This window comes from Polaribacter marinaquae, assembly GCF_038019025.1.
In the GTDB taxonomy this organism is placed as follows: domain Bacteria; phylum Bacteroidota; class Bacteroidia; order Flavobacteriales; family Flavobacteriaceae; genus Polaribacter; species Polaribacter marinaquae.
Genome location: NZ_CP150496.1, coordinates 1,966,712 through 1,981,309, shown reverse-complemented (window position 1 = coordinate 1,981,309; position 14,598 = coordinate 1,966,712). Strand labels below are relative to the sequence as shown.

16 protein-coding genes are annotated in these 14,598 nt (G+C 30.1%); 13 read left to right on the top strand and 3 right to left on the bottom strand.

The features are described from left to right. Position 1 precedes the first annotated feature (1 nt). Genes WG950_RS08945 through WG950_RS08925 form a run of 5 tightly spaced genes read left to right on the top strand, consistent with a single transcriptional unit; the run spans position 2 to position 2,982 of the window. A complete protein-coding gene (locus WG950_RS08945; RefSeq protein ID WP_340931776.1) occupies positions 2 to 445 on the top strand; it encodes a hydroxymyristoyl-ACP dehydratase in 444 nt (147 codons plus the stop codon). Between the two features lie 3 nt (positions 446 to 448). Beyond that, the gene (locus WG950_RS08940; protein ID WP_340931775.1) at positions 449 to 1,723 is read left to right on the top strand and encodes a beta-ketoacyl-[acyl-carrier-protein] synthase family protein; all 1,275 of its coding nucleotides are present in this window, start codon (positions 449 to 451) and stop codon (positions 1,721 to 1,723) included. 3 nt (positions 1,724 to 1,726) lie between these two features. Then, a complete protein-coding gene (locus WG950_RS08935) occupies positions 1,727 to 1,978 on the top strand; it encodes an acyl carrier protein (RefSeq protein ID WP_340931773.1) in 252 nt (83 codons plus the stop codon). Next, the gene (locus WG950_RS08930) at positions 1,971 to 2,558 is read left to right on the top strand and encodes a 4'-phosphopantetheinyl transferase family protein (protein ID WP_340931771.1); all 588 of its coding nucleotides are present in this window, start codon (positions 1,971 to 1,973) and stop codon (positions 2,556 to 2,558) included. The genes WG950_RS08935 and WG950_RS08930 overlap by 8 nt, the downstream gene beginning before the upstream one ends. Continuing rightward, the gene (locus WG950_RS08925; RefSeq protein WP_340931768.1) at positions 2,533 to 2,982 is read left to right on the top strand and encodes a 3-oxoacyl-ACP synthase; all 450 of its coding nucleotides are present in this window, start codon (positions 2,533 to 2,535) and stop codon (positions 2,980 to 2,982) included. The genes WG950_RS08930 and WG950_RS08925 overlap by 26 nt, the downstream gene beginning before the upstream one ends. On the opposite strand, the gene WG950_RS08920 is transcribed toward WG950_RS08925, so the two are convergent. From WG950_RS08920 to WG950_RS08910, 3 genes are all read right to left on the bottom strand, one after another. Next, on the bottom strand, positions 2,960 to 3,886 hold the full coding sequence (locus tag WG950_RS08920) for an ABC transporter ATP-binding protein (protein ID WP_340931766.1): 927 nt from the start codon (positions 3,884 to 3,886) through the stop codon (positions 2,960 to 2,962). The two genes, WG950_RS08925 and WG950_RS08920, sit on opposite strands and share 23 nt — an antisense overlap. Positions 3,887 to 4,126: 240 nt before the next feature. Further along, entirely contained in the window at positions 4,127 to 6,202 is a 2,076-nt protein-coding gene (locus WG950_RS08915) for a M13 family metallopeptidase (RefSeq protein ID WP_340931764.1), read from the bottom strand. 135 nt (positions 6,203 to 6,337) lie between these two features. Then, entirely contained in the window at positions 6,338 to 8,437 is a 2,100-nt protein-coding gene (locus WG950_RS08910) for a prolyl oligopeptidase family serine peptidase (RefSeq protein WP_340931762.1), read from the bottom strand. Between the two features lie 182 nt (positions 8,438 to 8,619). Between WG950_RS08910 and trxA the strand changes: the two genes are divergently transcribed. The 8 genes from trxA (at position 8,620) to WG950_RS08870 (ending at position 14,491) form a co-directional block, all read left to right on the top strand. After that, positions 8,620 to 8,979 carry a thioredoxin gene (trxA, locus tag WG950_RS08905; RefSeq protein WP_077810714.1) on the top strand — a complete coding sequence of 120 codons (360 nt, stop codon included), beginning with the start codon at positions 8,620 to 8,622 and terminating at the stop codon, positions 8,977 to 8,979. Between the two features lie 185 nt (positions 8,980 to 9,164). Continuing rightward, the gene (locus WG950_RS08900; RefSeq protein ID WP_340931758.1) at positions 9,165 to 9,503 is read left to right on the top strand and encodes a PadR family transcriptional regulator; all 339 of its coding nucleotides are present in this window, start codon (positions 9,165 to 9,167) and stop codon (positions 9,501 to 9,503) included. 1 nt (position 9,504) lies between these two features. Further along, positions 9,505 to 10,152: a hypothetical protein gene (locus tag WG950_RS08895; RefSeq protein WP_340931756.1), complete on the top strand. Its 648-nt coding sequence runs from the start codon at positions 9,505 to 9,507 to the stop codon at positions 10,150 to 10,152. A 3-nt stretch (positions 10,153 to 10,155) separates the two neighbouring features. Next, positions 10,156 to 10,830 carry a hypothetical protein gene (locus WG950_RS08890; protein ID WP_340931755.1) on the top strand — a complete coding sequence of 225 codons (675 nt, stop codon included), beginning with the start codon at positions 10,156 to 10,158 and terminating at the stop codon, positions 10,828 to 10,830. A gap of 3 nt (positions 10,831 to 10,833) precedes the next feature. Further along, a complete protein-coding gene (locus WG950_RS08885; RefSeq protein ID WP_340931753.1) occupies positions 10,834 to 11,535 on the top strand; it encodes a hypothetical protein in 702 nt (233 codons plus the stop codon). A 12-nt stretch (positions 11,536 to 11,547) separates the two neighbouring features. Then, positions 11,548 to 12,255 (top strand): hypothetical protein, encoded by a 708-nt coding sequence (locus WG950_RS08880; RefSeq protein ID WP_340931751.1) that lies wholly within the window; start codon positions 11,548 to 11,550, stop codon positions 12,253 to 12,255. 51 nt (positions 12,256 to 12,306) lie between these two features. Next, a complete protein-coding gene (locus WG950_RS08875; protein ID WP_340931749.1) occupies positions 12,307 to 13,773 on the top strand; it encodes a DUF5687 family protein in 1,467 nt (488 codons plus the stop codon). Positions 13,774 to 13,795: 22 nt separating this feature from the next. Then, positions 13,796 to 14,491, top strand: coding sequence for an ABC transporter ATP-binding protein (locus tag WG950_RS08870; protein WP_077810721.1), 696 nt, complete (start codon positions 13,796 to 13,798; stop codon positions 14,489 to 14,491). Positions 14,492 to 14,598 lie beyond the last annotated feature (107 nt).

The following is a 14,598-nucleotide window of genomic DNA, read 5'->3' as shown; positions in this document are numbered from 1 at the left end:
GATGAATTCAACTAAAATCATAAAAAGTTTACCTTACAAAAGACCCTTTTTGTTTGTTGATGAACTTACAGAAATTTCAGAAAAAGGCGTTAAAGGAAAATATACTTATAGAGAAGATGAGTTTTTTTACGAAGGACATTTTAAAAACAACCCAATTACGCCTGGTGTTATTTTAACGGAAACAATGGCGCAAATTGGTGTTGTTTGTTTAGGAGTTTTTCTTTTGGAAGATCAAATTTCATCCGAAGAAAAAAAACCACAAATTGCATTAACTTCTAATGAAGTAGACTTCTTTTTACCGGTTTTACCTAACGAGAAAGTAACTGTAATTTCAGAAAAAGAATATTTTAGATTTAATAAACTAAAATGTAAAGTAAAGATGCTAAACGCCAATGATGAGTTGGTTTGTAGAGGTACTATTGCTGGAATGATAATCGCAAAATAAAAAATGAAAAATAGAGTTGTAATTACTGGTTTAGGAGTTGTTGCCCCAAACGGAGTTGGTTTGCAAGAATTTACAAATGCAATAAAAACAGGTAAATCTGGCATTACTTATCATCAGAATTTAAAAGACAAAGGTTTTTCTTGTTGTATTGGCGGTATTCCAACGGTTACCGAACAAAAAAAACAAACATATTTATCGCCTTTACAATTACGTGGTTTTAATTCTACTTCTATTTTATATGGTTGTATGGCTGGTATTGATGCTTGGAAAAATGCTGGTTTTTCTGTTGATGATACTTCAGGTTTAGACTACGATTCGGGTTTAATTTTTGGAACAGGAACTTCTGGAATCGAAAAATTTAGAGAAGCAATTTATAAAATTGATGATCAAAACGTAAGACGTTTAGGAAGTACTTCTGTAGTACAAACCATGGCAAGCGGAATTTCTGCTTATTTAGGCGGAATTCTTGGTTTAGGAAATCAGGTTACTACAAATTCATCTGCTTGTACAACGGGTACAGAAGCGCTTTTAATGGGTTTTGATAGAATACAAAGCGGCAAAGCAAAACGAATGTTAGTTGGTAGTTCTAGTGATAGTAGTTTATACACTTGGGGTGGTTTTGATGCGATGCGCGTAATGTCTTACAAGCATAACCAAACGCCAAAAAAAGGTTCTAGACCAATGAGTGCAACGGCGTCTGGTTTTGTTCCGGGAAGTGGTGCTGGGGCTTTGGTTTTAGAGTCTTTAGAAAGTGCTTTAGCCAGAAACGCAACTATTTATGCAGAGGTTTTAGGCGGAAATATAAATTCTGGCGGACAAAGAAATGGCGGAACGTTAACGGCACCAAATGCAGAGGCGGTGCAAAAATGTATTACTGCCGCAATCTCTGATGCTAGAATATCTGCGGATGAAATAGATGTAATTAATGGTCATTTAACAGCAACCTCTAAAGATAGTTTAGAAATAGAAAATTGGGCAAAGGCTTTAAATCGAAAAGGAGTTAATTTTCCGTATATAAACTCTTTAAAATCTATGGTTGGGCATTGTTTGGCAGCTTCTGGCGCAATCGAGTCTGTAGCAGCAGTTTTGCAAATTAAAGAACAATTTGTGTTTCCAAATATCAATTGCGAAGATGTACAATCAGGAATTGCAACACTAATTTCTACGGATAAAATTCCTACAAAAATAATAGAGAAAGATATTACTATTTTAGCAAAAGCAAGCTTTGGTTTTGGTGATGTAAATGCTTGTGTTATCTTTAAAAAATATTCAGAATAAAAAATGACAAAAGAAGAAATTATAAGCAAGTTAACAGTTATTGTAAAACCTTATGTTCAAAATGAAGATGGTTTTAAAAATATCTCTGAAAACACCGATTTTATAAACGATTTAGAAATAAATTCTGCAAATTTAGTAGATATTATTTTGGATGTTGAAGATGAATTTAACATAGAGATAGATAACGATTCTATGGAGAAAATGCTTTCTGTAAAAGCAACCGTAGCAATTATTCAAGAAAAAATCAATGCATAGTATTGGGAATGATATTGTTGATTTAAACCTTGCTAAAACTCAAAGCAATTGGCAAAGAAATGGTTTTTTAGACAAACAATTTTCCCAAAAAGAACAGCAAGAAATTTACAATTCTAAAAATCCGTTTTTACAAGTTTGGCAATTTTGGTCTATGAAAGAAGCTGCCTATAAATGTTATACACAACAAGTAGAAAAGCGCTTTTTTGCACCTTTAAAATTTGAATGTACTTTAATCTCTAAAGACCAAGGAACTGTTTTTTTTGAAGACAAAATTTTTTATACAACTACAACTTTTAATCCTTTTTATGTTTCTACTATTGCAAAACAAAACGCAACTACAACTTCTATTTTTTCGAAAATAGGAAAATCAGATAATGTAGATAAAGATTTAAAAACGGAGCTAGCATCAATAGTTAGTTTGAAATTAGAAGAAATTACAAAAAGAAAATCTTCTGTTGGTGCGCCTTTATATTATTATCGAGAGAAAAAAATAACACAATCTTGTTCTATTTCTCATCATGGAAATTACGGAGCATTTGCATTTACACTAAACAATGAATTTGAAAGAAGCACTTTATAATAATTGTAAAGAATTTGTAGAGAAACGTTTGCAAAATGTAGAAGAAGTTATTTCTTCTAACCAAAAAGCACTACAAACAGAAACTAAAAGTTCTGCAGGCGATAAGCACGAAACCGGTAGAGCAATGTTGCAATTAGAAATGGAGAAAGCTGGCCAACAATTGGCGGGAATTACACAAATGAAAGAAATTTTAGCAAAAATTGATATTTCTAAAACTTCTAAAAATGCACATTTAGGCAGTATTGTTTATACGGATAAGGCTAATTATTTCTTGAGTATTTCTGCGGGTCATTTAACTATAGAAAATACAAATTATTTTGCAGTTTCCGTTTCATCACCAATAGGGAAATTGCTTTTAGGAAAGCAAAAAGGCGAAACAATTTCTTTTAACGGAAATGTGTTTAAAATTCTAGAGATAGCTTAATTTTAGTATTGGTTTCTATAAAATCTTTATGATTTAAAAACACAATTTGATTTTCAAAATCAGCTTCTATTAACCAAAAAGAGCCTTTAAAATAAGCGTTTTTTACGATAGCAATGCTATTAGAATTCTCGATAATTTTTATCTGATGCGGATATAATAATACATGTTTACCGTTTACTACAATTTCATTTACATCATCAAATAAAGCTGCTACATACTTGCTTTTTGGGTTGTTGTAAATTTCTTTTGGTGCATTGTGAACTACTATTTTATGATTGCGAATAATTAGCAAAGTGTCTGCAAAAGAAAGTGCATCATTTTTATCGTGTGTAGCAACAATACACGCAATATTTTTTTCTTTTAAATAGGCAAAAAGTTTTCTTCTTAAAGAGTTTTTTTTAAAGTTGTCTATTTGGCCAAAAGGTTCGTCTAATAATAGTAATTCTGGTTCTTTTGCCAAGGCTCTAGCAATTGCTACACGTTGTTTTTGTCCGCCACTTAAATTTTTAACTTTTGTGTTTGCAAAAGCGGTCATTTCTATAACTTCTAATAATTCTTGTGTTCTTTTTTCGCTTTCTTCTGGATAAAAACGAGATAGAAATTTTTTAATATTTTCTGATACAGAAATGTAAGGCATTAAATCGAAATCTTGTGCTACATATTTAAAGAAATCCATACCAGGAACTAGATGAAATTCTGGACCTAGAACTTGATGATCTTTCCAGAAAATTGTTCCTTTATTTATATCTAATAAGCCGTAAATTGCTTTTAAAAGTGTAGATTTTCCGCAGCCACTTTCTCCCATAACGCACAAATGTTCTCCTTCTTTTATATTGAAGTTAAAGTTGTCTAAAACCATTTTGTTTTTAGTGTACCCGAAAGAGATATTTTGGACTTTTAGCATCTTACAAAAATAAGGTTTCTATTTGATTTGTTGTTGTAATTTAGATAGCAAGTACGCCTGCGTTAGCGATTGTAGCATTTGTTTGAGCTCTTTTATGAGGAACGAATAAAAAGCGAGTGCGAAAAGCGCGACCTTTAGGTAACGCCCAAAAAAACATAAAAAAACCGACACTTTCGTATCGGTTTTGAATTTTAATGTATAAATTTTAAAAAGAAAATTATACCAAAAAGTTCTGCGAACTTACCAGATTCTTACTCTTTCTTCTGGTTTTAGATACATTTTATCACCTTCTTTAACATCGAAAGCTTCGTAAAAAGCGTCTACGTTTTTAAGTGGCATGTATGCTCTGTACATTCCTGGTGCATGTGTATTTGTCATGATTAAGTTTTTAAGAGCTTCATCACGCATTTTAGTTCTCCAGATGGTTCCCCAAGAAAGGAAAAAACGTTGTTCTGGTGTATAACCATCAATTTTTTCTGGTCTACCGCTTTTTTCTAAGAAGATTTGTAAACCTTCGTAAGCTGCTTGTACACCACCTAAATCGCCAATGTTTTCACCTAACGTATATTCGCCATTTAAGTGCATAGAATCAATAGCAATAATATCTGAGTATTGTTTTACCAATTGCTTACCAATTACTGCAAATTTTTCTGAATCTGATTCTGTCCACCAGTTTTTAAGGTTTCCGTCACCGTCAAAACGTGATCCAGAATCGTCGAAACTGTGAGAAATTTCATGACCAATAACTGCTCCGATTCCACCATAATTTACAGCTTCATCTGCTTTGTAATCGTAAAACGGAGGCTGTAGAATTGCTGCCGGAAATACAATTTCGTTATTTGTAGGATTAAAATAAGCATTTACAGTTTGCGGAGACATACCCCATTCTGTTCTGTCTACTTCTTTACCTAGTTTAGCCATGTTTTTATTGTAGTTCCATTTTGTAACATTAATACTGTTTTCAAAATAAGAACCGCCTTCGTCTAAACCTTTAACTTGTAATTCTGAGTAGTCTTTCCAAACATCTGGATACGCAATTTTTACAGTTAATTTATTTAATTTTTCTAAAGCTTTTTCTTTAGTTTCTGCACTCATCCACTCTAAACCAGCAATTCTTTTTTCGAAACCTAACATTACATTGTCTATCATTTCTTTTGCTTTTGCTTTTGCTTCTGGCGGAAACATTTTTTCTACGTATAATTTACCTAAAGCTTCACCAACGGCACCGTTTAAGTTACCTAAAGCACGCTCGTTTCTTGCACGTTGTTTTTTAGCACCACGCATTTCTTTGCTATAAAACTCCCAATTTGCAGTTTCTAAGTCTGTAGATAAAGAGCTTAAAGAACTGTTTATAGTGTTCCAACGGAATAATAATTTCATGTCTTCTACAGATCTTTGTGTAAAAATTTTACTCATAGCTTTAAAATAAGCAGGATCTGTAACAATAATTGTTTCTAAGTCTGTAACACCAATTCCTTCTAAATGAGCTTTCCAATCGATAGCTGGTGCTAATTTTGTTAACTCTGCAACAGACATTGGATTGTAGATTTTACGTGTATCTCTACGTTCTTCCTTTGTCATCATTGGTTCTGCTAAGCTAGTTTCAAAAGCAACAATTGTAGCAGCATTCTTCTTAGCTGTAGCTTCATCATCACCAAATTCTTGAAGCATTTTAGCAACAAATATTTCGTATTTAGTCAATTTATCTGCAACTTTTGCATCTACGTAGTAATCTCTAGATAAACCTAAAGAACCACCACCCATGTACCCTGCATATTGGCTGCTGTTTTTTAAATCGTTATAAACGCCAAAACCATAAAAACCAGCACCACCATAAGGCGCCATATTGGTAATGTAGTTTTGTACATCTTTCTTTGTTTTTATTTCTTCTATTTTAGCTAAAAAAGGCATAACAGGTGCTTTACCTTGTTTGTTTCTAGCAACAGTATCCATTATTGTTTGGTAATAGTTTACTGCTTTTTCTTGATCTGAATCTATTTCATTTCCTTGTGCATCTTTTATCTTCGGAAAATCTTTTTGCGCTATGGCATCATTTAAAATAGTTAAAACATCTTCATCTGTTTTTTTACGTAGCTCACCAAAACCACCCCAAGATGTTCTGTCTTCTGGAATTTCTGTTTTATCGATCCAAGTACCGTTTACGTGTCTAAAAAAATCGTCAGATGCTTTTACAGAAGTATCCATGTTTTCAATAATAATACCGGCAGATCTTTCTTCTGGCTTTTCTTCTTTACAAGCAACAAAAGCAAAAGATGCAATTGCAGTTGTAAAAAGAACCTTGTTAAATGTTTTCATTATTTGTGTAATTTGAGTGTTATGATAATTAGTGTCTTAAAAAATATAATGTTACATCTTTTTAACTTTTGTAATTACCTTATTGATTATTACCAAAGGTAATTAAATAATTAAAAAAGTTTTATTTTAAATTTATCAGCTGTTTTGTAGGTTTTTAGGCAGTTTTTTAAAGCCCATATTAAATAAAGTAAAACCAAAAATATCTGCATATTGTTCTATTGTCTTTGCAATAGGTGTTCCGGCTCCGTGGCCAGCATTGGTTTCTATTCTTATTAATGTAGGATTTTTACCCGTATGTTTTTCTTGTAATTCTGCCGCAAATTTAAAACTATGCGCTGGTACAACTCTATCATCATGATCTCCGGTAGTAATTAATGTTGCAGGATATGCAGTTCCTTTTTTTACATTATGTACAGGCGAATATCCTTTTAAATAGTCAAACATCTCTTTGTTGTCATTTGCAGTACCGTAATCGTATGCCCAACCTGCGCCTGCAGTAAATGTATGATAACGCAACATGTCTAAAACCCCAACAGCAGGTAATGCAACTTTTGCCAAAGTTGGTTTTTGTGTAAGAATTGCGCCAACTAAAAGTCCGCCATTAGAGCCACCACGAATTGCTAAAAATTCTGATGAAGTATATTTATTATCAATTAAAAACTCTGCCGCCGCAATAAAATCATCAAAAACATTTTGCTTTTTAAGTTTTATACCCGCGTTGTGCCATTTTTTACCATATTCTCCGCCACCTCTCAAGTTCGCAACAGCATACACACCACCTTGCTCCATCCAAACTAAATTTGCAATACTAAAACTAGGCGTTAAACTTACATTAAAACCGCCATAACCATACAAAATAGTAGGATTTTTCCCATTTAACTCAATTCCTTTTTTGTGTGTAATAATCATCGGAATTTTAGTGCCATCTTTAGACGGATAAAAAACTTGTTTGCTTATATAATCATCAGTATTAAAAGCCACTTTTGGTTTCCAATATGTTTGGTAAGAGCCATCTTCTGGATTGAATTTATAAGACGAATTCGGAGTGTTGTAATTCGTAAAAGAAAAATACAATTCTTTAGCTCTTATTTTTCCACCGAAACCCGCAACAGAACCAATACCTGGTAGAGAAATTTCTCTTATAAGTTCGCCATTAAAATTGAATTGAAAAACTTTAGAAACCGCATCTACCATATAATTTGCAAACAAATAATTTGCACCTTTAGAAATAGCTAAAACATGTTCTGTTTCTGGTATAAAATCTTGCCAATTTTTTGGTGTAGGGTTCGAAAAATCTACAGTAACAACTTTTTTATTGGGAGCATTTAAATTGGTCGCTAAAAAAAGTGTAGAAGCTTTGTTAGTAATTACATAAGTATCACTCTCTAGCGTTTCTATAATTGGTTTTAGTGTGCTTTTTTCTTCGGATAAATCTTTGATAAATAATTTGTTACCAGAAGTAGAAATTTGTGCAGTAATTACTAAAAAACGATTATCTTCTGTAACATAGCCACCAATATATCTGTGTTTTTCTGATTTTTTTTCGCCAAATACTACAACATCATCTTCTTGCGAAGTTCCTAGCTTATGATAATATAATTTATGCTGATCTGTTTTAGCAGACAACTCACTTCCGGTTGGTTTATCGTAACTAGAGTAGTAAAAACCTTCGTTTTTGTACCAAGAAATTCCAGAGAATTTTACATCAACAATAACCGGTTCTTTTTGTTTTTTAGAAACAACATCAATAATAATTATTTTTCGCCAATCAGAACCACCTTCAGAAATAGAGTATGCGGCGGTTTTACCATCTTTAGAAAAACTTAATGCGCCTAAAGAAGTTGTACCGTCTTTAGAAAAAGTATTTGGATCTAAAAATATTTCTGGTTCAGAATTATCTATGGTTCTATAAATTACGCTCTGATTTTGTAAACCATTATTTTGAGAAAAATATGTGTAATCGCCTTCTATAAAAGGCGTACCTATTTTTTCATAGTTCCATAAATTAGCCAATCGATTTTTTAATTGATCTCTGTAATAAATTTGATTTAGATAGTTAAAAGTAACCTTATTTTGTGCTTTTACCCAAGATTCTGTTTCTACGCTTCTATCATCTTCTAACCATCTGTAATTATCGATAACGGTTGTATTAAAAAAGGTGTCTACAACTGGTTTTTTTTCTGTTTTTGGGTAAATCAATGTAAGTGTGTTTATGATGTTTAGTATACCAAACAAAGTTAATTGTTTTATCAAAATTAAATTATAATCGTTTTATTAAAGAATGATTTAACTGTTTTTAACTTTACGATGTTTGTTATCGATAGCTATTTGTAATACTTTAGAGGTTTTTACGACTAATTTTGTAGTAAAATAATTATAAAATTAAAATTCAACAAAGTTGAATTAAAAACATTCATATGACAGAAAATTTAACAAAAGCAACATTTTTAGAAAAAGTATTTAATTTTGAAAAAAATAAAGAGTGGAAATTTGAAGGTAAAAGACCAGCATTAATAGACTTTTATGCAGATTGGTGTGGCCCTTGTAAAATGATTGCGCCAATTTTAGAAGAATTGTCTAAAGAATACGAAGGTAAAATAGATATTTATAAAATTGATACCGAAGCAGAACAAGAATTATCTGCCGCTTTTGGTATTAGAAGCATACCATCTATGTTATTTTGTCCTGCAGAAGGAGAACCACAAATGGCAAACGGAGCTTTACCAAAAGCAGATTTAGAACGCATAATTAAAGAGGTTTTAAAAGTAGAAAAGTAATAACGATTCTTAAAAGAAGTATTTAAATTAAATCCTGAGTTTTAAAAAACTCAGGATTTTTTTGTCAAAAAAACAATACATAAGAATTCTATGTATAAGAAAATTATGTATATTTGACCATCGATATTCAAAAGTTGTCAATTTAGATGATTTTTAAATTGAAGTGACAAAAACACATTATAAAAATGGGAAATCAGAAATTATACAAAGGCTCTTTGCAAACCATTATTTTAAAATTATTAGAAAGTAATGATAAAATGTACGGTTATGAAATTACACAAAAAGTAAAAGAATTAACCAAAGGCGAACTTAAAATTACCGAAGGTGCCTTGTACCCAGCTTTACATAAATTAGAAGCCGATGGTTTGCTAGATGTAGAGGTTGCAAAAGTGGGTAATAGATTGCGTAAATATTACAAGTTAACAGAGTCTGGTACCAAAGAAACTGCCAACAAGTTAAATGAAATGCAAGAGTTTTTAAGAACAATGCAGCAATTGGTGAATCCTAAATTAAGTTTGGAGTAGGATGAAATTAACAAAAGAACAAATACAAAGAGTAGAACATTATTTAGATATAAAACAGATTGATTATATCGATATTCGATTAGAAATTTTAGATCATATTATTTCTGATATTGAAGCAAAAATGGAAGAAGAAAAAGTAACTTTTCACAATGCTTTTGCAACTTCTAAACAAAAATGGAATCCTCAATTTAAAGAAACTTCCAGCATGTTTTTTGGACTTGGTTTTACTGCACCAAAAATTGTGATTCAGAAAGCTAAAAAAGTTTATTGGAAACAATATGTGCTTTTATTAACCTCTTATTTTTTGCCTTTTTTATTATTAACTCATTTTAATTTTAAAATAGAAAACCCACAAGAATACGGTTTATTCAATACTTTAAAAGGAGTTATAGTTTTAACTTTAATATCATTTGTATACATGTTATTTAGTAATAATCATAAAATCGAAACTACTTATGGTTTTATTTTGAAATCTAAAAGTTTAGGAGCGTTTACAGGTTTAATTGTTTTAGCAATTTTTTTCACACGTGTGAATGAATTGAATGGAATTAATATTGGAATGCTCTGTTCTTTCCTTTGGATGACTTTCAGTTATTTCCACTTTTATAAAAAACACAAAGAAGCAATTCAACAATATAAAATTTCATAAGCTATGGAATTAACAAAAGAACAACTTTTGCAAATAGACAATTACGTGTTTTCTTGCGGAATAAAATACTACGATGTTAGAACAGAAATTGTAGATCATTTTGCCAATATTTTAGAGCAAAAGTTAGCTAAAAATCCTGATATAAATTTCAAAAAGGAAATACAAAATATCCACAGAAATTTTTCTGATAGAGGTTTTAGTAACCTTTTAAAGGATAAAACAAAAGCAGTTCAAAAGAAATTCTATAAGGCAACTTTAAAGCACTTAATTACATTTTTTAAACTTCCTAGAATTTTAATATCAGCGGGTATATTTTATGCTTTGTTTTTATTGATGAACCTTTTTGAAGATAAAAAGCAATTTTTTGAAACCTTTTCTTTAGTTGCTCTTTTTAGTTGTTTCGTTTTTTTAATATTATTTTTCTACAGAAATAAGAAGAAAACTAAGTTTTTAGCATTAGAAAGATCTAACAATTTTAATATGTTGATAATGCAATTGTTTCAATTATTTTATTATTCTGTAGATTTTAGAACCGATGAAAGTTTTTTAAATCCGATATATAACAATATTCAATTAGCGGTATTTGTGTTGCTTTTACTCTTTTATTGGTCTGGTGAATTTGTGTATAATAAGAATAGGCAATTTGTAAAAACATATTACCCTAATGTAATTGTATAAGCTATGAAACTGACCCAAAACCACATACAAGAACTTTACAAATTCACTAGAAAACATTATGTAGAATATTACGATGTACAAAGCGAATTGGTAGACCATTTGGCAAACGATATTGAAGAAATTTGGATTGAAAATCCGAATTTATCATTTGAAGATGCACGAGATAAATCATTTAAAAAATTTGGTGTTTTTGGCTTTATGAATGTTGTAGAGCAAAAACAAACTCAAATGACAAAAAGGTATTTTAAAATTATTCTAAAATTTATAAAAGAATGGTTTCGATTGCCTAAAATAGTGCTTACAGCATTGCTTTTTTTAGGTTTTTATCAATTACAAAAATTACCAAATGCATACAATATGTATATCGCCGTTTTTATTGTTGTAATTCTTTTAGAGTGCTATACAATAATTAAAAATAGTAGAAAATTAAAAAAGAAAACCGATAAAACAGGTAAAAAATGGATGTTCGAAAACATTATAGCTATTAATGGTATTGGTAATTCTGCTTTAATTTTATTGTACGCTTTCGATTTTTTATTTCCAGATAATGCTAAAGATTTTTTGTTGATGGGCGATTTTAGAAAAGCCTTGTCTGCTGCTATAATTACTTTACTAATTCTTTTTGGTTATGTATCTCTAATTGTTATTCCTAAAAAAGCAGAAGAATTATTACAAGAAACGTATCCAGAATATAAATTTTCATAATTTATTTTGATAATGAAACTTACTCAAAACCATATAGCGCAACTTTTTAAATTTACACGAAAACATTACGTTTATCATTACGATGTACAAAGCGAATTGGTAGACCATTTGGCAAACGATATTGAAGAAATTTGGATTGAAAATCCGAATTTATCATTTGAAGACGCTCGAGATAAATCTTTTAAAAAATTTGGCATTTTTGGTTTTATGGATGTTGTAGAAGAAAAGCAAAAACAAATGAATAAACGCTACTGGAACATTATTCTAAACTTTGCCAAAGAGTGGTTTACACTTCCAAAAATTGTAATTACAATTACTGTTTTTTTAGCATTTTTTACTGTTTTACAAGTAAAGTTTTCAGAATATATTTTTTTAGGAACCTTATTGATTTTAATAAGCTTAGAAGGAATCAGCGCTTATAAAATTAGAAAAAAGCATAAAGAAAAAGAAATTAAAAAAGAGAAAGTTTTTTTGTTAGAGGCAATGCTTGGTACAACCAAAAACACATACACTGGCTTTACTTTTGTAAACTTATTTAACATTGCTAACTTAACAAGGTTCGATTTTAGTCACTTAAATATCTATTGGCTTTTTGCAATTTCTGTAGTCTTAACGTTGTTGTGCATTTTGTTTTATATTTCTAATTATGTGTTGCCAGAAAAAGCAGAACAATTGTTAATAGAAACATATCCCGAGTATAAAATTGTAAATAATTTGTAACAAATTGTATTACTTAACTACTTATTATCAATCTAACTAATTATTAAACTTATGATGTTACGCTTTTTAAAACTAGAATGGAAGCAATTTCTTCGATCAGCTTCTTTCGGAAAAAGTATTGCCATTAAAATAATTATGGGCTTTTTTGTCCTGTATTTTTTAGCTACTTTTTTAATAATAGGTATTGGAGGTTATTATATTTTAAAGAAACAATTTCCAGAATCCGACCCATTACAATTGGTAAATTCTTATTTGTTATATGCAATTTTAGGAGATTTAATTTTTAGATATCTAATGCAGAAATTGCCGGTTATGAATATAAAACCTATGTTAATTTTACCAATTAAAAAAAGTAAATTGGTACATTATGTTTTAGGTAAATCTTCTGTTTCGTTTTTTAACATCTTAGGTTTATTTTTCTACATCCCTTTTTCTGTAGTTTTAATAAAAGAGGGTTACAATACTTCGGGTGTTTTAGGTTGGTTATTTGCGCTGATATTAATTATTCAATCTGCCAATTTTTTAAATTTTTTAATTAATAAAAATAAAGTTGCTTTAGGTGTAATAGCTGTTACTTTATTAACCTTAATTGGTTTACAAAAGTTTAATATTTTTGATGTTACATCGTACGGTGGCTCTGTTTTTGATGGCATTTATCAAAACCCAATTTACGCATTAATTTTTTTAGTGGTGTTGGTTTTGTTGTATCAATTAAACTACAAACAATTAAGAAACCTTGTGTATTTAGATGAAGCAGTTTCTCAAAAAGTAGAAGAAGCAAAATCTTTAGACTTATCTTTTACTGATAAATTAGGAGATGTTGCGCCATTTATTAAAAACGATATGCGTTTAATTTGGCGAAATAAAAGAACTAAAACTGTCTTTTTAATGTCGTTTTTATTTTTGTTCTACGGATTGATATTTTTCACCCAAAAAACATACAGAGAAATGCCAGCAATGTTAATGTTTGCCTCTTTATTTGTAACAGGTGGTTTTGCCCTAAATTACGGTCAGTTTATTCCTGCTTGGGATAGTGCGCATTATAAAATGTTAATGAGTCAAAGTTTTAAATACCGTAAGTTTTTAGAATCTAAATGGATTTTAATGGTATTTATGACTTCTTTTTTATACATATTAAGTTTTCCGTATTTGTATTTCGGAATCGATATTTTTTTAATGATTACCGCCGGTGCAATCTTTAATATCGGTTTTAATTCACTCTTTTTATTATTTGCAGGATCTTTTAATAGAAAAAGAATTGATTTAAATAAAAGCGGATTTGGTAACACACAAGGTACAAGTGCAACTCAGTTTTTAATTATACTGCCATTAATGGTTTTTCCTATGTTGGTTTTTTGGTTGTTCGACAAATTTGTGGGCGGTAATTCTGGTTACATCGTAGTGGCATCTATAGGAATAATAAGTTTATTATGTAAAAAATATGCTTTAAACCTGATAGAAAAACAGTACATAAAAAACAAATATGTGATGATTAATGCTTTCGGAAAAGAAGCATAATTAAACCTAAAAATAAAAAACAATGATTACAATAAATACAGTTTCAAAAAAATACGGAAAAACAGAAGTTTTAAACGTAGAAAAAATAGACATTCCAACAGGTCAAAGTTTTGGTTTGGTTGGTAATAACGGTGCAGGTAAAACTACTTTATTTAATATTTTATTAGATTTGATTAGACCAACAACTGGTTCTGTTAAAAATAATAATATAGTTGTTAGTGAAAGCGAAGATTGGAAAAATTTTACAGGTTCTTTTATAGACGAATCATTTTTAATATCTTATTTAACACCAGAAGAATATTTTGATTTTATTGGTGATTTAAGAGGTATGAATAAAGAAGATGTTGCTAAATTTATAGCACAGTTCGAAGATTTTTTTAATGGGGAAATTGTTGGGAAAAAGAAATATTTAAGAGATTTAAGTAAAGGAAATCAGAAAAAAGCCGGCATTGTTGCTGCAATGATGGGAAACCCTAAAGTGGTTATTTTAGATGAGCCTTTTGCAAACTTAGATCCCACAACACAAATTAGATTAAAGCAAATTATTAAAAAACTAACAGAAGATAGAGATATTACCGTTTTAGTTTCTAGTCATGATTTAACACACGTAACAGAGGTTTGCGAACGTATCGTGGTTTTAGATAAAGGAACCGTGGTAAACGACATAAAAACATCCGAAGAAACCTTAAAAGAATTAGAAAGTTATTTTGCTTTGTAACAAATTAAAAACAAAACAAATAACCACAATAGCATAAATGTTTTCTTACATTTTAGTCTATTCTTAATTTATTACTATTTTTACACTCTTATTTATACTATTTTCAC